11 protein-coding genes are annotated in these 22,186 nt (G+C 67.1%); 5 read left to right on the top strand and 6 right to left on the bottom strand.

What is annotated here, in order from left to right:
- Position 1 precedes the first annotated feature (1 nt).
- From AC1D1F_RS02775 to AC1D1F_RS02765, 3 genes are all read right to left on the bottom strand, one after another.
- The gene (locus AC1D1F_RS02775; RefSeq protein WP_477678212.1) at positions 2–670 is read right to left on the bottom strand and encodes an amino acid ABC transporter permease; all 669 of its coding nucleotides are present in this window, start codon (positions 668–670) and stop codon (positions 2–4) included.
- Positions 671–763: 93 nt separating this feature from the next.
- Positions 764–1,564 carry an ABC transporter substrate-binding protein gene (locus AC1D1F_RS02770; protein ID WP_477653108.1) on the bottom strand — a complete coding sequence of 267 codons (801 nt, stop codon included), beginning with the start codon at positions 1,562–1,564 and terminating at the stop codon, positions 764–766.
- A 50-nt stretch (positions 1,565–1,614) separates the two neighbouring features.
- Complete coding sequence (locus AC1D1F_RS02765; RefSeq protein WP_477678211.1) at positions 1,615–2,151, bottom strand: Lrp/AsnC family transcriptional regulator; 537 nt, start codon at positions 2,149–2,151, stop codon at positions 1,615–1,617.
- Between the two features lie 273 nt (positions 2,152–2,424).
- On the opposite strand from AC1D1F_RS02765, the gene AC1D1F_RS02760 reads away from it, so the two are divergent.
- Complete coding sequence (locus AC1D1F_RS02760) at positions 2,425–2,766, top strand: helix-turn-helix domain-containing protein (RefSeq protein ID WP_477700651.1); 342 nt, start codon at positions 2,425–2,427, stop codon at positions 2,764–2,766.
- A gap of 76 nt (positions 2,767–2,842) precedes the next feature.
- On the top strand, positions 2,843–4,162 hold the full coding sequence (locus tag AC1D1F_RS02755) for a type II toxin-antitoxin system HipA family toxin (RefSeq protein WP_477700650.1): 1,320 nt from the start codon (positions 2,843–2,845) through the stop codon (positions 4,160–4,162).
- 58 nt (positions 4,163–4,220) lie between these two features.
- Here AC1D1F_RS02755 and AC1D1F_RS02750 read toward each other — a convergent pair whose 3' ends face one another.
- Both AC1D1F_RS02750 and AC1D1F_RS02745 read right to left on the bottom strand, forming a co-directional pair.
- Positions 4,221–8,363: an OmpA family protein gene (locus tag AC1D1F_RS02750; protein WP_477695961.1), complete on the bottom strand. Its 4,143-nt coding sequence runs from the start codon at positions 8,361–8,363 to the stop codon at positions 4,221–4,223.
- Positions 8,360–16,096, bottom strand: coding sequence for a DUF7933 domain-containing protein (locus AC1D1F_RS02745; RefSeq protein ID WP_477695962.1), 7,737 nt, complete (start codon positions 16,094–16,096; stop codon positions 8,360–8,362). The genes AC1D1F_RS02750 and AC1D1F_RS02745 overlap by 4 nt, the downstream gene beginning before the upstream one ends.
- Positions 16,097–16,313: 217 nt before the next feature.
- Between AC1D1F_RS02745 and AC1D1F_RS02740 the strand changes: the two genes are divergently transcribed.
- From AC1D1F_RS02740 to AC1D1F_RS02730, 3 genes are all read left to right on the top strand, one after another.
- Positions 16,314–17,021 (top strand): response regulator transcription factor, encoded by a 708-nt coding sequence (locus AC1D1F_RS02740; protein WP_477695963.1) that lies wholly within the window; start codon positions 16,314–16,316, stop codon positions 17,019–17,021.
- Positions 17,022–17,097: 76 nt separating this feature from the next.
- Complete coding sequence (locus AC1D1F_RS02735; RefSeq protein ID WP_477677391.1) at positions 17,098–18,765, top strand: FecR family protein; 1,668 nt, start codon at positions 17,098–17,100, stop codon at positions 18,763–18,765.
- Between the two features lie 6 nt (positions 18,766–18,771).
- Entirely contained in the window at positions 18,772–20,709 is a 1,938-nt protein-coding gene (locus tag AC1D1F_RS02730) for a CHASE2 domain-containing protein (RefSeq protein ID WP_477695964.1), read from the top strand.
- A 37-nt stretch (positions 20,710–20,746) separates the two neighbouring features.
- Here AC1D1F_RS02730 and AC1D1F_RS02725 read toward each other — a convergent pair whose 3' ends face one another.
- Complete coding sequence (locus tag AC1D1F_RS02725; protein ID WP_477677393.1) at positions 20,747–22,186, bottom strand: N-acyl-D-amino-acid deacylase family protein; 1,440 nt, start codon at positions 22,184–22,186, stop codon at positions 20,747–20,749.

Below are 22,186 nucleotides of genomic sequence, written 5' to 3'. Positions count from 1 at the left end.
TTCAGCAGCGCCCGGGCTGCTGCCCGATGCGGACCCACGCCGCGGCCGCGAGCTTGAGACCGAAATAGATGATCAGGTAGCCGACCGCGGTGCTTGCCAGGCCTTCGACCGGCATGAAGCGGTCATTGGCCAATGTCTGCCCCACGCGTGTAAGTTCCAGCACCGAGATCAGCGACAGCAGGGACGAGTCCTTGACCAGCACGATGGCCTGCCCGATCAGCGGCGACACCATGGGCCGCACAGCCTGCGGAAGAATGATGAGGCGCATCTGCTGCCAGTACGTCATTCCCGAACTGGCGCCCGCCTCCAGCTGGCCGCGCGGAATCGAATGGATGCCGGAGCGGATGATCTCGCTGACGTAGGCGCCGCTGTTGATGGACAGGGCAATGATGCCGATCATGATTTCCGGCATGATCACGCCGAAATTCGGCAGCCCGAAATACAAGAAATACAGCTGGGCCAGCAAGGGCGTTGCGCGGATCACATCCACATACACCACTGCCGGCGCCCGGACGATGCGCGAAGACTGGAGGCTCATCACGCAGGCCAGCATGCCGATAACGACGGCGCCCGCGAACGCGGCCAGCGAAATGGACAGGGTGGAGACAAAGCCCCCGAAGAAATCGGGGAGGGTCTCCCCGATCACCCGGAAGTTCAGGTTTAACAGCATGCGCCAGCCCCGGCCTGAAGGGCTTGCGGCACGGGAATCGACACCATGGTCATGAGGCCGGGCTCGCGCTCAGTTCCGAAAATATCCGGGATATCAGTGCTCTTCTTTCCACTTGGGCGTGTTGACCCAGTAGTCGAGGTTCTGCTGAAGGCGGCCGTCCAGTGTGGTCTGGTCGATGAAGAGGTTGATCCAGCTCAGAAGATCCATGGAGTCATAACGGGTCGCATAAGCCAGGGGTTCCTTGGCCAGCAGTTCCGGCATGACCTTGAAGGTGCCCTTGGGGTATCCGGCCGCCTGGCCTGCCACTGCGGAGCTGTCATTGAGCAGGCAGTCGGCCTGGCCGTTTTTCACGGCGTCCAGCAGCAAGGTGCCGCCGCCCTTGTAGCTCTTGATCTCGCCTTTGGGGAACACGGTTTTGGCGAGCTTCTCGCCGGTGCTGCCGAAAAGCACCGCGATCTTGGTGCCGGGCGCCTTGCAGGCATTCGTGGAAGTGAATTTGCTTCCTTCCTTGGACGCCACGACGGGCCCTATATACATAAAGGGCTTGGTGAAGGCGACTTTGGTCGCGCGGGCCAGCGTGGGCGTCATGTCCGCCGCAAGCAGGTCGGCCTTGCCGGAAATCAGGGCCGGCAACAGCCCGTCCCAGTCGAGGTCGAGGAACACCACCTTGACGCCCATTTCCTGGGCCATCAATTTGGCAAGCTCTACCGAGCTGCCGGTGCGCGCGCCGTTTTTGTCGATCATCGAAAACGGAGGGCCTTGTGTCTGCACGGCGATGCGCAGTTCGCCGCGTTTCTGGATGTCTTCAAGGGTGGCGGCATGGGCGGCGGCGCACACACCGAGGAAGCCCGCGCAGGCCAGCAGCCCCGTGGCCAGGGAATTCGAGATCTTCATTGCTTTCTCCTTTGACAATCTCCCCGGAGGAACATCCGCCGGGGACGAGCTCATTTCTCAGCCGCTGCGGGCTGAGGGGACGGCGGCTCAGCGCCACCGTCGGCGCCCTGCTCCCAGCAGCCGCGCGGCAGGTTGACCCATTTGTTGCGCGACTTCATGACCACAAAGGTCTCGCTGCGGCTGATGATCCCGGGCCCGGCGACGCGGGGAAGCAGTTCGCTGGTGAACCGGTAGAGGTCCTGGACATCCCCGGCCACCAGCACTTCGACGATCAGGTCGAAACGGCCGGTCACCACACTCACGGAGGTCACGAAGGGCAGCTCCGCGAGCTTTTGCGTGAGTTCGTCAAGATGTCCCTGCGCGTTGGCGCTGATGCCGACGATGGCGCCAATCAGTTCCGGCCGTTCCGACAGGTTCAGCAGGCCGACGATCTTCAGGGCGTTTTTTTCGATCAAGGCCTTCAGGCGCGTGCGGACCGTGGGCGGGCTCAGCTGCATTTTTTCGGCCAGCTGGTTCACGCCGTCCTGGGCGTCGTCGGACAGCAACCGGGTCAAACGGCGATCAGTGGAATCAAGGAGTTCACGCATAGAGTTATTTGGAAAATTAACGTCGTTTATTTTTCCAAATAGAAAATTAAACACTTGTTAATTACTTTATTAGTTAATTTACTGCGAAGTATTGGCGTTTATACCTACTGAGAGCTTACGGTCAGCCCAACTGACTACGGCATTTATGCTCGTTAAATCAATCAATTATTCCCTAAAGCTTGATTAATCGATCATCAATTGACCGCATAGCTATACCGTGGGAAAATAGTCGTGAAATCGATCTTTATCAACATAATGAATGATTTAACGAATATGAAAGTAGACCAATCCGCAATGCTTAGCCCGCAACTCACGCAGGAGATGGCCAATCTCGGGCATCTTCTCGCGCGCCTGCGCCAGGCGCGCAAGGTCAAGCAGGCCGATGCGGCGCTGCGCGCTGGCTTCTCGCGCAACACCGCCTACCGCCTGGAAAAGGGTGATCCCGGCCTGGCGATTGGGCAGGTGCTTCGCTACCTCGATGCCATCGCGCCAGGCGCCACGCTGGCAGACCTGTTGACGCAGGCCGACCCCGCGCTGGTGGCGCTTCAAGCACGCGAATCGACAAAACGCGTTCGCGACCTGACTGCCGCCGAGCTCGACGAGTTGAACTTCTGAATTCATGCCCGCACCAGCAGTGCCTTTCATCTTCATCTAACGCGGAATTTTTATGGCGGCCAAAGAACTGAAGCTGATGACCTTCGCGTACCTGAACGAAGCCTGGGCGCCCTGCGGGCAGCTCACGATGACCGAGCAGGGTCCCGAACTCCTGGCATCGCGCTTCGCCTACGGCACAAACTACGTGGCTCGCGCTGATGCCCTTGAGGTAGACCCGGTCAGCCTGGCGATTCGTGGGCCGGAGCCCGTCAAGGGCAAGCTGCTGCTGCCGGTCAACAATCTTGTGAGTTTCGGCGGCATCCGCGATGCCGCCCCAGACTCCTGGGGGCGCCGGGTCATTGAGGCCAAGCTCAGGGTGCCCGCAAACAGCTTGGCCGAATCGCAGTACCTGCTGCATGCGGGCAGCGAGAGGGTGGGCGCGCTGGACATCCGTTCCAGCATCTCTGACGGGCCCACGGGGGTCGCCGGCGGCGTTCATGCGCTCGCCTACCTGATGGAAGCGGCGGAGCGCATCGAGGCCGGAGAGGAAGTTCCCGCCAACCTTGAATACATCTTCGAGGGCGGCACGGCGCTGGGCGGCGCCCGGCCCAAAGCCTCTGTGCGCGACGAGAGCGGCGCCCTCTGGCTCGCGAAGTTTCCAAGCAAAAACGACGCCTTCGACATTCCCGCGATCGAATGCGCTTCGCTGGTGCTCGCGCGGGAGGCCGGCTTGAACGTGCCCCCTGTGGCCACGCGCCTTCTGGGCGACCGCCGCATCATGATGATCCGGCGTTTCGACCGCTACTGGCTGGCGCAAGGAGCGCAGCCCATCACGGCGACAGACTTGCTGCTGGCACCCGCCGGCGGCTTGACCGAGCGCCGCATGGGTTTCGTGAGCGGCCTGACCCTGGTCGGATGCGACGAGACGGAGTCACGGACAAAATCCTACGCCGACCTGGCCACCGCCGTGCGCCGGCACTGCCATCCGGATGTGATTCGCGCGGACAACGAAGAACTCTTCAAGCGAATGGTGTTCAACATCCTCGCCAGCAACGACGACGACCACCTGCGCAACCACGGATTCTTATGGGACCCGCGCTTGCCCGGCTGGCGGCTCAGTCCCTTGTACGACGTGCTGCCGCGGCCCAGCCTTGCAACCGAGCGCTTTCTTCACCTGGGAATCGGGCCCCAGGGCCGCCTCGCGACACTCGACAACGCGCTCGACGGGCATGCGGCGTTCTCGTTGAGCCGGGCCCGCGCCGGCGAATTGATCGATGAAGTCTGGCGAGTCGTCCGGGAATGGAAGGTGTCGTTCGAGCACTCGGGCGCCACGGCGGACGACATTGCCAGGATCGCACCCGCGTTCCGGCACCTGGACGACATCAGCACCGCGGGTACGCGCAAGCTCTTGCCTTGATACGCCGTGCCCGAACGCTTCCGGCCGCGGCAAACCCACCGGGCCCGCCGCCCCGCCCTCAATACGCCGCCAGCACATTGAAAAACCAGCCGCGGCTGCGATAAGAAAGATCGGTCAAATCATCCGAGTACTGCGTGAAGTTGTAGCCCACACCCACCTTCACACCTTTGCCGAGGTGGCGGTAGATGCCCAGCAGCGCGCCGGCTTTCGCATCCTGGGCTTCGGTGGCGCGCAGGTTTCGCAGCTCCACCAGTGCATCCCATTCCTTGACCAGGTGCAGGTCGGCGCGCAGGATCAGCAGGTCGGCGCGGCTGGAGAACCATTCGCCGCCGGCCACCGGCGACTTGAGTTCACCGATGCGGAAGGCGTACTTGGCGCCGACCGACAGCCATGGCTTCACGTCGTAAATCGTGTCGACCGAGAAGACCTGGCTGCGCTGCGCGTAGTCGGCTGCCTGGCCCGAAGGCGTGAGCTGGCCGGCGGTGGGCACGTTGTTCAAATTGGTGTACTTGAACAAGGTGTTCCAGCGGTCGTTGTCGACGGGGCGATAGGCGCTGCCGATGACAAACTCGTGGTAGTTGCCGTCGACAAACGCGCCCTGGCTGTTGCTGGAGCGTGAGACGTTGAGCTTGCCGAGCAGGCGCCACGCCGGGTCGACCTGCAGGCCGACGGTGTTGCGCATGAGCCAGGTGGTGCGTTCACCCGAGATATTGCCTTTGTCATGGCGCCACTCGATATTGCCGCCGTACTTGAGGCCGTCTTTTTTGTAGCCGATAGAGCCGCCCAGCGCGCGGCGCTTGAGGTCACCGGCCAAAGGATCGGACACGGTGCCGAACTCGACCTTGGCGCCAAAGTTCCAGCGGTCATTGGGCGACCAGTCGGTGCCGAAGGCCTGCGTCAGGCTTTGCGGGCCAGCGCCATTGACGGAGCGGCCTTCGCCGAAGACGCGCAGCTGGTCGGAGACGCGCGTGCTGGCGCCAGAGACCAGCGTGCCCTGGCGGCCGCGCCAGGCGACGTCGGGGCTTTCGGTTTCCACGGTGTAGGCCAGGTAGGCGTTGCTGCGGTCGGAGATGCGGTAGTCGGCGCCCAGCTTGCCGCCCACGCCCATGCTGCCGCTGGAGGTTTCGCCGCTGAGTTTCACGCGCTCGCTGACTTGCAGCGCGCCGCCCAGGCCGACGCGGTTGTTGGGGTCGCGCGTCTCGTCGCGCTCCAGCGTGCCCTGCACATAACCATAGGCTTCCCAGTCTTCTTTTTCGCCGGGCTTGCCGCCCTGGCGGTCAGGACGGTAGTCGGCGCGCAGCTGCGCATCGGTGCGTGAGCCGGTTTGCGACAGCAAGGGGCTGGCGTTCGGTACGATATTGGAGCGGTCGTCGGCGCGCACGCCGACGGCGACTTCCCATTCGCTGTTCAGCGTCTGGCGCACGGCGAGTTCGGCGTTCTGGCTGTCTTGCAAATCGCCATCGCGCCTGTCGGCCTTGAGCAGGATGCGCGTGCCCGGCATCACCTCCACGTCGGCGGAAGCACCGGCCTGCTTGACGGCCTCGCCGCCAATGCCTATCTGCCCGGGGGCCGAGTAGCCGCGGTCGCGGTTCTGCGCGTAAGCCGTGACCTTGCCCTTCATGCTGTCGGTCACTTCGGCCAGGTCGACCGAGGCTTCGAGGCGTTCGGCGCCGGCCGACTGGATGGCGCCGCTGCTCAGGGTGTTGAAGCCGAAGCCGCCGTCAATCGAAGTCTGCGCGCCGTTGCCCGGGCCCTTGGAGCGGGCCGCCTCGAACTTGAGCCAGGTGCCGGGCTTGTAGCGCAGCGTGCCGTCCACGCCTTTGAGCGTCTGGCTGGAGCCAGTTTCGCCCTGGTGGTAGGTGCTGGCACCCAGCTGGAAGTGGTCATTGATCCACTGGCTGGCGCGCAGGCCGGTCGACAGGTTGCTGACGGCGGTGACGCCGGGCGCGAACTCATAGGTCGTGACCAGGTAGACCGGCTGGCCGCCGACCGCCGAAGTCATGATCAGACCTGCGCCGCCGCCGGTGGCGGACAGCGGCGACTGCAGCAGGATGCGGCCCTGCAGGTAGTTGACCTCGTAGTCCTGCGTGGGCGCGAGCTCGCGGCGCTCTATCACCATGCCCGAATCCTTGTCGCGCACTTCGATCCAGACGCGCTCCGAACCCTGGGTGATGTCCAGGTGGCGCAGGTAATAGATGGAGCCGCCGGTGCCGCGGAACTCCTCGCGCGAGGCCAGGGTGCCCGGGTCGGCCGCGAAAGCGTCGATCTGCGTGCGCTTCTCGCCATAGGCCGTGGCTTCTTCGGATCGGTGGCGCAGCTGAGCGCCGTAGAGGCCGCGCGAATACTGCATCAACTCGGTGCCGCTCCAGGAGGTCTGGAAGTTGCCCCACATGATGTGCGAATCGCCTTTTTGCAGCTTGACGAAAAACTTGCCCTGCGTGGGCGCGTCGTCCACGGTGGTGCTGTCGTCGCCGTAGACCGGGTAGTACAGGTTGGGGTCTATGCTGCGCAGCAGGTACTTGGGGTCCTTGCTCGAGAAGTTGGAGAACAGGTCTTCGATGGGGCCTTCGCGCGTGTCGGCCGAAGCCGTCAGCAGCCACTCGCCCTTGATCTTGCCCTTGAGGTAAAAAGCGGCGCGGCCGTCGACGTAGACCTTGTCTTCGTAGTGGCTCAGGTCGCCGGTCACCAGCTTGGCGGGGCCTGAGACATTGTTCTTGCCGGCCGTCAAATCACCGAGTGCCAGGTAGAACCAGTCATCGGCCGCGATGTTGAGGTTGCGGCGGAAGGTGGTGGCCTTGCCATCCGTTTCCTTAAGTGTCACTTCCACCGATTGCGGGCCGGCCGGCATGATCTGCTTCATCGCAAACTTGCCTTGCGCGTCTATGGGCAGCTCCAGGCCCAGGGCCTCTATGCGCTGGCCGGGCTTCAAGTTTGTGCCGTTGACCGTGACCGTGCCGCCCGCCACCGGGATGTTGCGCAGGGCCAGGCTGTTCTCGCCATAACCGGTGAGGCGCTCGCGTTCCAGCTTGTCCTGGTCTTCGTTCGCCGGCATGGCGCGCGCCAGCAGGTTCAGCGCCTTGAGGCTGGTTTCGTCGAAGCGGCCCTGCGCGTCGTAGACACGCAGCAGGTAGAACACCTGGTCACCCGCGGTGTTGGCCGGCACCGTCCAACGGCTCGCGCCCGACCAGGCGATGGGCACGATTTCAAATGGCCGCTCCTGGGTTTTTTGCCCGGGGCGGAAGAGGCGCAGCTCGGCCTTTTTGATCCACGGAATGTAGTTGGACCAGGCGCGAAATTCCACGGCCTCGCCTTTGACGGCAGTGCCGGGTGTCGCCCAGGCATTCATCAGCGGCACGGCGGCCAGGCTGTCGTAGCGGACCTGGATGTCCGCCCGCTCGAGCGCGACGTCGGCGCAGCGCTGGCCGTCGGCCTCGTTCGGGATCTCGGCCGTGTTGATCGGCTCGCCGTCTATGGTGATGCGGAAGGGCACGGTCGACTGGCCGACCGATTGCGGCGTGCACGGCGGCAGCGCGGCCGCGGGAAGTGCTACGGGCGCCGCCACCGCGGCGGGCTGGAACCACACGCGCAATTCAACACGGCGGTTGCGGGCCATGCCTTCGGGTGTCGCGTTCGAGGCCAGCGGTTTGTTTTCGCCCTCGCCCTGGATCGAATACGTGATCGTGGGGTTGTTCAACAGTTGCTTGAGGTAGGCCGTCACGGCCAGCGCGCGCGCTTCGGAAAGGCCCTGGTTGTCCTTGAAGATGCGCTTGGTATCCGGCGCCAGGCGCTGGTTGTCGGTGTGGCCGACCACGGCAATGCGCATGCCTGCCGAGGCCGCGCCTTTGCCGCGGATTTCAGCGGCCAGCGATTCAATCGCGGCCCTGGCCGAAGGCGTGAGCTCGGCCTTGCCCGAGACAAACAGGCTGAGGCCGCCGGCTTCTTCGAGCGCCTTGTTGACGGAAGCCGGGCTGGGCGGCGTCTGCGCGGCGCGGGCGCGCATGCCGGCCGCTTCTTCGCGCGTCACGCCCGAGGGCATGGGGTAGGCGATGGCCGGCTGCACTTCTGCCGGCGGCGGCACGCTGAACAGGTCTATGCGCCCGTTGTCGATTCGTTTGCCGCTGACTTCAGTGGCGGCCCAGGTCGATGCGCCCGCGCAAAGCAGGCCGGCGGCGACGGCTATCGCATGTGTACGGAAATTCATTTCGCCGTCTCCAGCTCGGTTTCAATCATCAGGGGGTGCAGGGGTTCGCTTTCGGCGGCCTCATTCCCGTCTTTCCTCTTGCGCCTGGCCTCCCACAAGGCCTGTATTCGCTCGCTGACCGCGGCCACGCGTTTTTCGGCGAGGCCGGCCGGCTCGGCGCCGAGGCGGTAGGCGATGCGCAGCACCGACGGCCGGGCCGCGAGTTGCTCGGGAAGCTTTTGCAGGGTGGCGAGGTAGGCGGGCTGCAGCTCGGTGCTGTCGTTTGCGGGGGTGAAGGCGGCGCCCGAAAGCTCAAGCCGGACCACGCGGTGCACGGTGGCGCCGAAATTGAGCTTGACCATCTTGCCGCGCGTCACACGCACGTCACGCGGGTTTTCCGTGGTCAGGCGGTAGCCGGACGGCAGGGTCCGCTCGTCCACCTTCATCACGAAGTTGGAGCCGCGATCCGCGTTCGGGATCGCCGCGCAGGCGACGTGGAAGCGGCCGTCGTGGTCGCTGGTGACCAGCAGGCCGCGCGCCGTGGCGATGCGCACGTTGGCGATGCCGGGCTCGTCCTGGTCCTGGTAGCCGTTGGCGTTCTTGTCGTCGAAGACCTTGCCGATGATGTCGGAGCAGTCGAAGGTCGGATCGGGTACGACACGCACGGCGGCCGTGGCGGTGTTGGATATCTGCGCATTGACCAGGGCGTTTCGCGCCGCGACCTGGTTGGTGTAGGTCCCTTCAGACACGCCGGTGCCGACCACCAGCAGCATGCGCCAGGTCTTGCGTTCACCGCCTGCGAACACCTGGTTGGCCCATGTCAGGTTGCGGCCGCTGATGGTGGGCTCCAGCGCCACGCCATTGAGCGAGGCCGAGCCTGTGCGGTAACGGAAGCCCGCGGGAATCAGGTCGACCACACTGACGTTGCCGAGCACGGCGTTCAGCGTGTTGGTGGCGGTGATGGTGTAAGGCACCAGGTCGCCGCGCACCACGTTGACCAGCGGCGTGCTCTTGGTCATCACGATGGCGCCGCCCAGGATGGGGTCCAGCGGGATGTGGTTGTTCAGCACGTTGGCGGAGCCGGGAATCGCGGCAAAGGTGAACGTGAAGAAGTACTGCGTGGTGGCCGCGCCGCCCGCCAGGGCCAGCGTGTTGTTGGGGCAGGCCGCGGGGTTGTGCTGCGGCACGCCGGTGCCGGGCGCGAAGTTGCTGTTCTGCACCAGCGCCGGGTCCGGGCTGGGCGGCGCCAGGCCGACACCCAGGGTCGCCGTGCAGGCCGGGATCATGGCCGAGGGGCCCGGCAGGTAACCGGCCGGCGAGGTCACGGTGAGTGTGTACAGCGTGCCGCCGACGGGCGCACCGCCCAGCAGCAGGAACTGGTAGGCGCCGTCCGCGCCGGTGGTCTGGGTCAGGCTGCCGCCTATCACGTCGGCCGCGGTGAGGCCGGGTGCGGAGAGCGTCACCACGGCGCCCGGCACAGGCTGCCGCGTCACGGCGTCGTAAACCACGCCGCTCGGGTCCAGCGGCAGGCTTTGCGCCACCGTGGTGGTGCCGGCGGCCAGGGTCAGGCCCCGCAGGGTGCCGTCGGTGTTGTTGGCGCCGGCCGGATTGGCGTTGGGGTTGGGCGTGCCATTGGTATAGGGCAAGCCGGTTTCATTGGGCACCGGGCGGCCGTAGATGCGCCCGCTGGTCGGTTCGCGGAAACGGATCTGGTAGCCCGAGCCGGGCGCCACGCTGGGGAAGGCGTAGGCGCCGCTGGCGTCGGAGGTGGTGGTGCCGACCACCACGCCGCCCAGCGTCAGTTCGACGATCCAGCCGGGGACTAGCGGCTCGCCGGGGTCCTTGATGCGGTCGTGGTTGAGGTCGCGCCACACCGTGCCGCGCACCGCGGCCACGTCGGAGATCACCGTGGGGTCGGTGGCGGTGTTGTTGCCGTTGAAGCCTGCGGGCTCATTGCCGCCGGAGACCACGGCGGTGTTCACCAGCACCTGGCCGGAGAGGCCCGCGGCAACCGCCACGCGCACCGTGAAGACAGGGGCCGTGCCACCCGCGGCGATGACGCTGGCGGTGGTGCAGGTGACCGAGGTGACCGCGCTGCTGCAGGACCAGGTGGCGCCGCCGGCGACGGCGGCCACCGTCATGCCCGCGGGCAGGGTGTCGACCACCGTGATGGTGCCGGAGGTCGCCACCGTGCCGACGTTCGAGACGGTGATGGTGTAGAAGCCGGTGCTCGAGCCCTGCGCGAAACTGACCGGCGAATGGGTCTTGGCTATCGCGAGGTCGGGTGCCGCGCCGGGAATCTCTGCGAAGTTGTTGTCGGCCGACACGGCGTTGGCGGTGGCCAGCGGAATCGCCGAGATGGAAGACACAGGGTTGGCCGGCAGGGTTGCCACGCCGCCGGTGCTGCCTGCAATGGTCTGGCCGTTGCTCGTGCCCGCCGCCTGCGGCAGCGGCTGCGTGACGGTGTAGTTTCCTTGTGCCAGGCCGGTGAAGCTGTAGCGTCCGTCGGCCGTCGTGGTGGTGGTCCTGGAAACGGCCAGGCCGTTGATGTCGGTGCCGGTCAGGTTGAGGGTCTGCCCGCCTATGCCGTGGTCGCTGCCGTTGACCACGCCGTTGTTGTCGTAGTCGAGGAAGACCCGGCCGGAAATCGTTCCGCCGTTGGCCACTTCGGCGAAGTTGTTGCCGGACGAGACCGTGTTGGGCGGCAGCACGAGGGTGCTGATGCGGCTGGGCGTGACGGCTGGCGTGGTGGCCGTGCCGGGCGTGCCGCCGTTGGGGACCGCACCGGCCGTCGTGATGCCGTTGGAGGTTCCGGCGGGCTGCGTGGGTTCCACCACGGTGTAGGAACCGGGCAGCAGGTTGCCGAAGCTGTAGCCGCCCGCGGCGTCGGTGACCGTGGTCGCCAGCAAGGCGTTGGTGCCGGGGTCACGCAGTTCAATCGTCACGCCGGGCAGCGGGTCGTCGGCGCCGTCCTGCACGCCGTTGTTGTTGAGGTCCTTGAAGACCTTGCCGCTGATCGACGAAGGCGCGACTTCCGCGAAGTTGTTGTTGGCCGAGCCCGAGATTTCGCCGCCCGCGCCATTGCCGTTGAGCGTGATGTTGGTGACCTGGCTGCTGGTCGCGGTCGGGTTGGACGCGGTGCCGGCCGTGCCGGTGCTGCCGTTGATGCCGCTGATCGCGCCGGCCGTGGTGATGCCGTTGGTGGTGCCCGCGGGCTGTGCGGGCTGGCACACGGAGTAACTGCCGGCCGCCAGGCCAGCGAACAGGTAATTGCCCAGCGCGTCGGTCGTGCCTGTCGTCAGCAGCGCGCCGCTGCAGTTCGCGCCGCTGCGCAGTTCAATGCTCACGCCGGCGATCGGCGTGTCGGTGCCGTTCTGGAAGGTGCCGTTGGGCGTCGGGTTGTTGTCCTTGAAGACCTTGCCCGAGACATAGCCCAGGGTGCTGATGGTCAGCGGCGCATTGGCGGGCGCCTGGTTGTTGCCCAGGTTGGTCCGCAGCGCGCCGGCCGGAATGTTGTTGGTGTGCGTACCGGCGGTGAGGCCGGTCACATTGACGTCAATCGTGCAGCCGCCCGCGGGAATGGTGCCGCCGCTGTTCAGCCGCACGCTGGTGGCATTGGCCGCGGCGACCACGGTGCCGCCGCAGGTCGTCGCCATGCCGGGCGTGGCGGTCAGCTGGATCTGGCCGGGCGCGGTGGGCAGCACGTCGTCAAAGTCCGCGCTCAAGGTCATCGCGGTGGTGTTGGCATTGCCCAGCACGATGCTCAGGCGCGACGTGCCGCCGGGCGGAATCACGGCCGGCGAGAACTGCTTGCCGACGGTGGGCGGGGTGGAAACAATCAGCTGCGCGCTGGTGGGTTCCTCGTTGCTCACGCCTTCGTTGGTGGTGATGCTGGCGGTGGGAACCGTGTTGGTGTAGACGCCCGAGATGTTGCTCAGCACGTTGACCGTGACGGTGCACGAACCGGCGGCCGCGAGCGTCGCACCGGTCAGGCGCACGCTGGTCGCCGACGCTGCCGCGACAACGCTGCCGCCGGCGCAGGTGGTGGCGGCCGCAGGGGTGGGCGCGACCACCAGGCCCGCGGGCAAGGCGTCGGTCAGGGTCAGGCCGGTCAGGGCGGTGTTGTTCGGGTTGTCAAAGCGCAAGGTCAGCACGGCCGGCGCGCCAGGCGCCTTGCTGTCGGAACCGGTGGTGAAGCCGGCCGGGTTGCCCGCGTCCAGCGTGCGGGCGCTGAAGGCCTTGTGCACCACGACCGGTGATTTGGCGCGCAGCGTGTCGCTGGTGGGCTGGGTGTTGGACAGCGGGTTGCCGCCGGCGCTGGCGGTTAGCGCGTTGACGGGAATGGTGTTGACGTAATCGCCCTGGGCCGCGACGAGCACGTCGATTTCAGCCTGGCAGGTCGCCGGCACGTTGCCGGCCGCGGCGGGGATGGTGCCGCCGGAAACCTGCACGCTGTTGACCGTCGAAGTCACCGTCGCGCCCTGGCAGGTCGTTGTCGGGTTGGCGCCGCTGGGCACGGTCACGCCGGCCGGCAGGGTGTCGGTGACGGCAAGGTTGCTGACGGGCTGCGAGAGCGGGTTGTAGAAGGTGATGCGCAGGCGCGAGCGCGCGCCGGGCTTGACCACATTCGGCGTGAACTGCTTGACCAGGCCGATGTTGGTGCTGATGGCCAGGCTGGTGGTCGCCGGGTTGGCGTTGCTGAGGTTCTGGTCCGTCACGATGGCGCCGGCCGGAATGGTGTTGGTGTTGCCGCCGGTCACGGTAGAGGTCACGTTGACGCTGAGCTGGCAACTGGCGTTGGCCGCGAGTGCGACACCGTCCAGGCTGACCGAGCGTGCGTTGGCCACCGCGGTCACCACACCGCCGGGGCAGGTCGTGGTGGGAGCGGGATTGGGCGTCAGCACCCAGCCGTTGTTGGCCGCCGCCGCCGTGCCGCCTACCGTGAAGTAGTCGGTAAAGCGCAGGTTGGTGACCGCCTGCGTGCCGTTGGCGATGTTGATGGTCAGGCGGCTGGGCTCACCCGGAAAGGTCAGCGAGCTGATGGACGTGGCCTTGCTGATCGCGATGCCGGTGGGCGGGGTGAACAGCAGAGTGCCGCTGACCGGTGCGACGTTGCGCACGCCGCCGTCGGCCAGGATGGAATCGGGCGGGATGGTGTTGACCCAGTTGGCCGCGCCGGTGGCGACCACGTCGAACAGGAAGGCGCAATTGCCGCTGCCCGCGATGCTGGCGCCCGTCAAAGAAATGCTGCCGGCGCCGGCGGCGCCGGTGATGGCCGTGGGGCCGGCACAGGTGGTCTGCCCGTTCGGCGGATTGGCCAGCACCATGCCCGCGGGCAAGGGGTCGGTCACGCTCACGTTGGTCAGGGCCAGCGCGCTGGAGTTCAGCAGTTGCACCGTGACGGTGGACTTGCCGCCCGAGGACACGTTGGCCGGGTTGAAGCTCTTGGCCGCGCTCAGCGCCGAGGTGTAGGTCAGCGTCGCGGTATTGGTGGTCACGGGGACCAGCGCCTGCGTGCTGCCGTTGCCGAAGGTCTGCGTGCCACCCACGGTGGCGGTGTTCGGGTAGACGCCGGCCGGGCCGACGACGTCGACCTGCAGCACGCAGCTGCCGTCGGCGCCGAGGCCGTTGCCGGCGCGCGCGGGCACGGTGCCGCCGTTCAGGCCCACCGAGGTGGAACCGGCGACCGCGGTGATGGTGGGGCTGCCGCAGGTGCTGGCCGCATTCGCCGGGTTGGCGATGCGCAACTGCCCGCCCCCGCTGTTGGCCAGCTGCAGCGTATCGGAGATCGAGACGTTGGTCAGCGGGTTCGCCGACTTGTTCGTCAGCGTGATGGTCATGCGGACGATGGTGCCTTCGGCAAAGGTGCTGACGCCGGGGGAGGACTGCGCGAATGCCTTGCTGGCCGCCAGTACGGCGGCGTTGGTCACGACGCTGGTCGAGTTGGAAGCGCCGCCGTTGCAGGTGGCGCCGGCGTTGTAGCAGACGCCGCCGGGCGCAATGGTGTTGCCCGACGAAGCCACCGCCGTGCTGGAGGCCATGGCCCACATCGTGATGACGCAGGCGCCGGGCACGCTGGGGCTGGCGCGGGCCGGCACGGTGTCCACCGTGAACACCGCCGTGGCGCTGCCGAGGGCGCTCGCGGAATTGACGTTGCCGCAGCCGGCGCTCACGGTCGGCGTGTAGTTGATGCCGCCTATCGTGCCGGTCAGAAAGGTCTGGCCGTTGCTGAAGTTGTCGGTCACCGTCAGGTTGCTGATCGCGCCGGCGCCGTAGTTCTGCACCGTGAGCTGGTACTGGACCGGGTTGCCGGGCGCGACGGGGCTGGCCGGCAGCGCCGACTTGAGCACGCGCAGGTCGTCCGCCACCAGGATGGTGGCCGAGGCGCTCTGGCTCTTGATGGCCGCGTTGCCGACGTCGACCGCGCCTTGCGGGATGTTGTTGGTGTAAGTCACCGGAACGCCCGAGGCCTGGACAAAACCGGTGTAGTTGACGGTGACCGTGCAGCTGCTGTTCGAGGAAGGAATGGTGCCGCCGGTCAGCCTGACGCCCTTGTTGCTGTTGATGGCGGTGACCACGCCGCCGGCGCAAGTGGTGGACGCCGAGGTGACGTTCAGGCCGGTCGCCGGGTTGACGCCGCCCAGCCCGTCGATCGGGCTGTCGTCGAAGGTGGTGACGTTGAGCGGCGTGTTGCCGCTGTTGGTCAAGGTGATGGTGAGGCTGCCGGCGGAACCGCTGGACAGCGAGGTGCCAGAAAACGCCTTGGCCACGCTGAGCGGCGACCGGACGGTGATGTTGGCTTGCGCATTGGCCTGCGCGGGAATACCCAGCGCGTTGCTGAAGTCGCTGCTGCGGTTGATCAGGTTGCTCTGGGCGTTGGTGGTGTACTGGCCGTTGGTCTGCGACGCTTCCACCGCGACCACGAACGTGCAGCTGCCGTTGGCGGGAATGTCGCCCGTGCCCGTCACGCTGGTGGCGCCGGCCGCCGGCGCCGGGTTGAACGCGGGCGCGGGCCCACTGGTGCAGCTGGCGCTGGCGCCGGGCGCAGCCGCGACCTTGATGATGGCGCTGCCGCCGAGCTGCGGAAAGTTGTCGGTGATGCTGAAGCCTTCAATCGCCACCGGGTTCGGGTTGGTCAGCGTGATGGTCAGGTTGGTTGCCGCGCCTCCGAGCACCACGGTGGAACTGCCGAAGCCCTTGGAAATCTGCGGCTGCTGGAGCGCGCGCACGTTGAAGGTCTGCGAGACGTCCCCGCTGTTGCTGCCGGCGCTGCTGGTCACCGCGCCGTTGAGGATCTGGTAGGCATAGGAGGTGGCGTTGCCGGTCGAGGTCCCCGCGGTGACCGGGATGTCGATCACGCATTGCCCGTCGATTCCGCCGGCGGCGGCCGGAATGCTGCCGCCCGTCAAGTCCAGCGCCTGCGTTCCGAATGCCGCCGTGAACGCGCCGCCGCAACCGTTGGTGACCGCGCCGGCCACCTTGAGGCCGTTGGGCAAGAGGCCGGGCAGGCTGTTGCTGAAGGCCACGTTGGTCGCCGCAACCGGGTCGCTGTTCGACAGTGCGATGCGCAATATCGCGGTTTCACCCGGGTAAATACCCTGTGCCGGAATCACGGCCGTGACCGAGGCGGTCAGGGCAAAAGCGGCCGCCGGCAGCAGCCCCAAACCAAGCAAAACGGACCCCGGACGGATCCAGGAGGCCGGGGTCGGCAGCTTGCCCAGGTGTTTCGCGCAGCGTCGGAATAGTTCGAGCATAGTTGTGACAGGAGGTAAAAGGTACTAGCGCGGCGGATGATAGGAGGCCTGTCACAAACAGAGGGTAAATCCTTGTTTACACTTACTAATTACCAACACTCGAGGCGAATAGGGGTGGGCAGACAGTTGTCAGACCACTAAACTCGGTAAGTCCTTAGACCCCAAAATATGTAACTGAAAGTAATGATCCGGCTTAGTCCCCGGCACCTGAATTCGTATGCCTCACACTTCCGCGCCCCGAATCGCCTACCTGGAAGACGAGCCTGAAACCGCCGAAGCAATCTGTGGATGGATCAGGGAAGCAGGCTTGGCGGTGGACCTGTTCAGCCGCGGCGCCGACTGCGCGCGGGCCGTGGAAAGAGGGCAGTACGCGGCCTGCCTGCTGGACTGGCTGGTGCCGGACATGTCAGGGCCCGAGGTGCTGGCAAGGCTGCGCTTGCAACTCAAAGACGCCTGCCCACCGGTGATTTTTCTGACGGCGCGCGACAGCGAGGACGACGTGGTGCAGATGCTGTCGGCCGGCGCGGTCGACTACCTGGTCAAACCGGTTTCCCGGCCCATCCTGCTGGCGCGGCTCAACGTCGTGCTGCATCGCTCCGGCCTGAAACAGGAAACACGGCGCCGCGCCTGGGGGCAACTGGAAGTGGACTTCAGCACCCGGCAATGTTTTCTGGAAGGCCGGCGCGTGGAACTGACCGACCTGGAAACCGATTTCGCCCTGCACCTGCTGCAAAACGTGGGGCGCCTGCTGACGCGCTCCCACCTGCTGCTGACGGTCTGGGGGCACAACACCGACGTGGAGTCGCGCAAGGTCGACGTGCAGGCCAGCGCCCTGCGCAGAAAGCTCAAGCTGTCGCCCGAATCGGGCTGGCGCCTGGTGTCGGTCTACGGCCAGGGCTACCGTCTCGAGTGGCTGCATGACTGAGGTCCACTCGCCCTCCTCCCGCAAGTTCGAGCCAGGCCGCCGCCCTGCCGGGCCGGCATGTTCCGGAAGCCTTCCCATGTACAAAAAAATTGCCGCCGGCGGGCTTCTGTCGCTCGGCATCGCCGCCTTTGCGCCGGCCCAGCCTTTGCCCGCCGCCGGCGTGCCCGACAAGGCCTCCAGCGCGCCGGTCTGGCTTTACAGCGTGCGCCCCGGGGACACGCTGATCAGCCTGGGCCAGCGCCACCTGGTGGACCCGCAGCGCTGGGATGTGGTGCAGCGGCTCAACCGGATCGCCGACCCGCATCGCATTCCGCCCGGCACGGTGCTGCGCATTCCCGCCTCCATGCTGCGCAGCAGCCCCGGCCAGGCCACGTTAAAAACAGTGCACGGCAGCGTGCGCTGGCGCGAGCCCGAGGGGGCGTGGAAAGCCGCGTCCACGGGACAGGTCCTGCCGGTGGGCGCCGAGCTCCAGACCGAGGCCCTGGCCAGCGCCACGCTGGAGCTGGCCAACGGCACGCAGCTGCGCGTGCACCCAGGCTCGACGCTGGTGCTGGACACCCTCAGCCTGTATGCCAACGGCCTGATGGCCGACACGCGGGTCCGCCTGCTGCAAGGCCAGACGGAAATCACCGACAACCCAGGGAGGCGCACGCAGCAGAATTTGCGCGTGCTGACGCCCAGCGCCCAGGCGGTGGTGCGCGGCACGGTGTTCCGCGTCGGCGTGGAAGCCGGCCAGACGCGCGAGGAAACCCTGGAAGGGTCCGTCGGTGTGGACGCCACCGGGAAAACCGTGGTGGTGGGACCCGGCTTCGGCACGCTTGCGCGCCCGGGCGAAGCGCCCTTGCCGCCCCGCGCCCTGCCCCGCGCGCCCGACGTGTCGGCGCTGCCGCCGCGCCTGGAACAACTGCCCCTACGCTTTTCATTGCCTCCCGCGCGCGGCGAACAAGGCGCCGTCTTGTGGGGCCAGGTTTCCCAGGACAGCAGCTTTGACGCCATCCTCGCGGAAAGGACTTCACCCTCCGGCGTCCTGAGTTTTGCCGACCTGCCCAACGGCCGCTATATCCTGCGCGTGCGCGCCCTGGATGCGCTGGGCCTGCAAGGCCTGGAAGCGCGGCACACCTTCACCGTGGCCGCCCGCCCCTTCGCCCCCGCCCTGCAGGCGCCGGGCCGCGCCGCCACCATGCGCTCGCCGCGCCCGGTGCTGCGCTGGACCAGCGCGGTGGACGCCGCGCGCTACCGGGTGCAAGCCTCCAAGTCTGAAGATTTCGCGCAAGCCCTGCTGGACCAGCCCGTGGCACAGACCGAGTGGCTGCCCGCGGACGACCTCCCCGAGGGCAAGCTGCACTGGCGTGTGGCCAGCATCACGGCGCAGGGTGAACAAGGACCGTGGTCTCCCGCGTCGTCCTTCAGCTACAAACCCGCGCCGGGGATGCCCGACCTGGGCCAGGCCGCCCTGCGCTACGAGACCGACGCGCTGCTGCTGGACCTGCCCGCACCGCCGCCGGACCATCACTACCGGGTCTCGGTGTCGGCCACGCCCGGCATGGCGCCCGAAGACCAGCAACAGGACTCCTTCGACGGCACTGTCCGCCTGCCCCGCCCCTCGGGCGGTGCGCATTTCCTCGGCGTCCGCCTGGTCGACAACCAGGACGGCACCGCCGGGCCGCCCATGCTGCAGAAGATAGACGTGCCCTCGCGCCATCCCTATCTATGGATGCTGGGCTTGCCGCTGTTGCTGCTGTAGGCCGGCATGCGAGACACTCCGCCGCCCCGCAGCGCGCACAGCCTGCGCGAACTCCTGGGCATGGGCCTGGTGCTGGCCGCGCTGGCACTGGGGGTCAGCGCCAGCGGCTGGCTGGCGCGCATCGACCATTTTGTCTTTGACCTGTCGCAGCGGCTGGGCGCGCAGCCCGCCCCGACCGGCGTGGTGATCGTGGCGATCGACCAGGCCAGCCTGCAGGAACTGGGCCGCTGGCCCTGGCCGCGCCGTGTGCACGCCGAATTGCTGCAACAGATATGCCGGGCTTCGCCGAAAGCCGTGGCGATGGACATCGCCTTCAACGAGGTCGGCGACGACCCCGCCGGCAACCAGGCCCTGGCCAAGGCCATGCGCGCCTGCGGCAACGTGTCGCTGCCCGTCGTGATGGAAAGCGCCCGCCTGGACGGCCAGTTGCTGGAGTCGCCGCCCATCCCGCTGCTGGCCCGGTCCGCGGCCGGCCTGGGCCGCGTGAGCGTGCGCCTGGACGACGACGGCGTGGCGCGCGGCGTCGACCTGTGGGAAGGCGTGGGCACCGCCGGCTGGCCCCTGCTGGCACAGAGCGCGCTGCAAATCACCGGCTGGCAACCCCCGGACGCCACCCCTTACCTGCCGCCCGGGGACACGGCACGGCTCGTCACCGACCAGGCGCCCACGCTGGTGCGCCGCGAGCCCCGGCTGTTACGGTTTGCCGGCCCGCCGGGCACGATTCCCACCGTCTCGGCGGTGGAACTCATGCGCCCCGGCGCGCCCGCCGAGGCACTGCGCGGCAAGATCGTCTTCGTAGGCGCGACGGCGGCCGGCATGGGCGACATCCTCTCAACGCCGGTCACCACCAACGGCGCCGCCATGCCCGGCGTGGAAGTGCTGGCCAATGTGCTGCTGAATCTGCGCGACGACCGTTTTATCGTGCCGCTGGGAAGGGCCTGGACGCTGGCGCTGGGCGCCGCGCTGGCGCTGGTGCCGCTGCTGTGGGCGCTGCGCTTCATGCCGCTGCCGGGCCTGCTGGTCAACACGGCATGGTTTGCGGCGCTGGTGGCGCTCAGCGTGGCGCTGCCCCTGGTGTCCGGGCGCTGGTTTGCGCCCTCGGGCGCCCTGGTCGGCGCGATCGCGGCCTACCCTTTGTGGAGCTGGCGCCGCCTTGAAACGGCCAGGCGCTACCTGGACTGGCAGCTTCATCAATTGACCGGCGCGGCGGCGGACAGCCCGTTCCACCGGCTCAGGTTCGAGCAGCGCATCGACCACGTCAAGCAGGTGCAGCAGCGCTTTCACGACCTGCACAAGGAGCGCGAGGAGACCCTGGCCTTCCTGTCGCACGACATCCGCGTGCCCCTGGCCGCCGCCGTGCAGCAGCTGGGCGGCGGAACGCTGGACGAGACGCACCAGCACCGGCTTTTCCAGCAACTGCGCCGCGCGCACAAGCTGGCGCAATCCTTTCTGTCGATTGCCCGCGTGCAAAGCCTGGAGCAGAAGGACCTGCGCGAAATCGACCTCGGCAGCGTCGCGCACCAGGCCACCGACGCGGTCTACGAATCGGCCCAGGGCAAATCCGTGCGCCTGCTGCGCCACATCCCCGATGAACCGGTGTGGATACGCGGCGACTTCCACCTGCTCGAGCGCGCGCTCGACAACCTGCTGCACAACGCCCTGCGCTTCTCGCCCGCGGGCGGCAGCGTCACTTTGACGCTGGCCCTGCAAGACGGAAAAGCCGAACTGTCGGTGGCCGACCAGGGGCCCGGCGTCAGCGCGGAAATGCTGCCCCACCTGTTCGAACGCTTCAGCACGCAGAAAGCGGCGCAGCAGACGGCGCACGGCACCGGCCTGGGCCTCTACTTCGTGCACAGCGTGGCCGAGCGGCATGGCGGCCAGTCGGGTTATGAAGCCCTGGCGCCCACGGGTGCGCGTTTATGGATACGGCTTCCGCTGGTGTAGCGCTGCGGCGGTCATCCGGGCTCTCCTCCAGGCAAGCTCATGAAAACGCGCCCCGCCTGCGCAGCACCCGGCCGGCATCCACCCGGACGCTGAGGCCGTCCCGGCAGGCGAGCTGGCCGTTGACAAAAACCGCATCGATTCCCGAGCTGGCTTCGGTGGGCTGCTCGTAGCTGGCATTGGCGGCGACGCGGTGCTCATCAAAGATGACGATGTCCGCGTGGTTTCCGGCCGCCAGGATTCCCCGGCCGGCGAGGCCGAAGCGCCTTGCGCTGAGCCCCGTCATTTTGTAGATGGCGGTCTCGAGCGAAAACAGCTTTCTCTCGCGCACGTAATGCCCCAGCACGCGCGGGAAAGTTCCCCACAAACGCGGATGCGGACGTACGTCATGCGCCAGGCCGTCCGAGCCGACCATGGCCATGGGATGGCTCAGGATGCGGCTGACGTCCTCCTCGCTCATGGCGAAGTAGATGGCCCCTGCCGGCTGCAAGGCCCGCGCCACCTCTTCCTCGGTCTGGTTTCTCTCGCGCGCGAGTTCTTTCAGGGAACGGCCCGCAACGCCGGGCTCGGGCTGGGACCAGGTCACCAGCACGTCGCTCGACTGCTTCACGCGGGACGGCAGCAGCATGGTGGACGACGCGTTGTAGGGATAACAGTCAAAGCAGACCGATTGCCCTCGCGCCGCCTGCTCCAGCATCGCCAGGGTCTGCACCGAGCGGCCGTGGTTGGCCGTGCCGACCAGCTTGTGGTGGGAAATGACGGTGCCCACGCCCAGCTCGCGGCCTATGTGCAGGGCCTCGCGCAGCGCCTCGTCGATGGCATCGCCTTCATCGCGGATGTGCATCGCCACCATGCCGCCGGCGGCTTTGAGTTGCGCGCCCACGGCAATCACCTCTTCGGCCGTGGCCGCTTTCGCGGGCGGATAGTACAAACCCGTTGACAGGCCGATGGCGCCCGCGGCCAGCGCGCCTGCGAGTTCCGCCGCCATGCCCGCCGATTCCGCAAGGGTGGCGGGCCGGTCAAGGTCGACCATGTGCTTGACCCGCAGCGTGGAGTGGCCCACGAGGCAGGCAACGTTGACGGCCAGCGGAGACTCGTCAAGCGCATCCAGGTAGGCGGCGAAGCTCGGGTAAATCCAGCCGTCCGTTCCGAGGATGTCCAGCGGCGGCGGCGGATGGCGTGTCTGCAAGGGGGCCAGGCTGACGCCGCAGTTGCCCGACACCACGGTCGTCACGCCCTGCGACAACTTCGGGTGCGCGCCCGTGGTGGGCAAGAGCAGCAAGCGGTCGTCGTGGGTGTGCACGTCGATAAAACCCGGCGCGACAATCCGACCGTGCGCGCTGACCCGTTCGCGCGCCGGGGCGGCCGACAGGTCGCCGATCGCGAGAATTTTTCCCTGGGACATGCCGAGGTCGGCGCGCACCCGTGGGGCGCCCGTCCCGTCAATGAGTTCGCCGCCTTCAATGATGGAATCGAACAT

It is taken from the genome of Polaromonas sp. P1_H6 (assembly GCF_056405195.1).
Note: the sequence above shows the minus strand (reverse complement) of the source record. Positions and strands in the feature narration are given on the sequence as shown.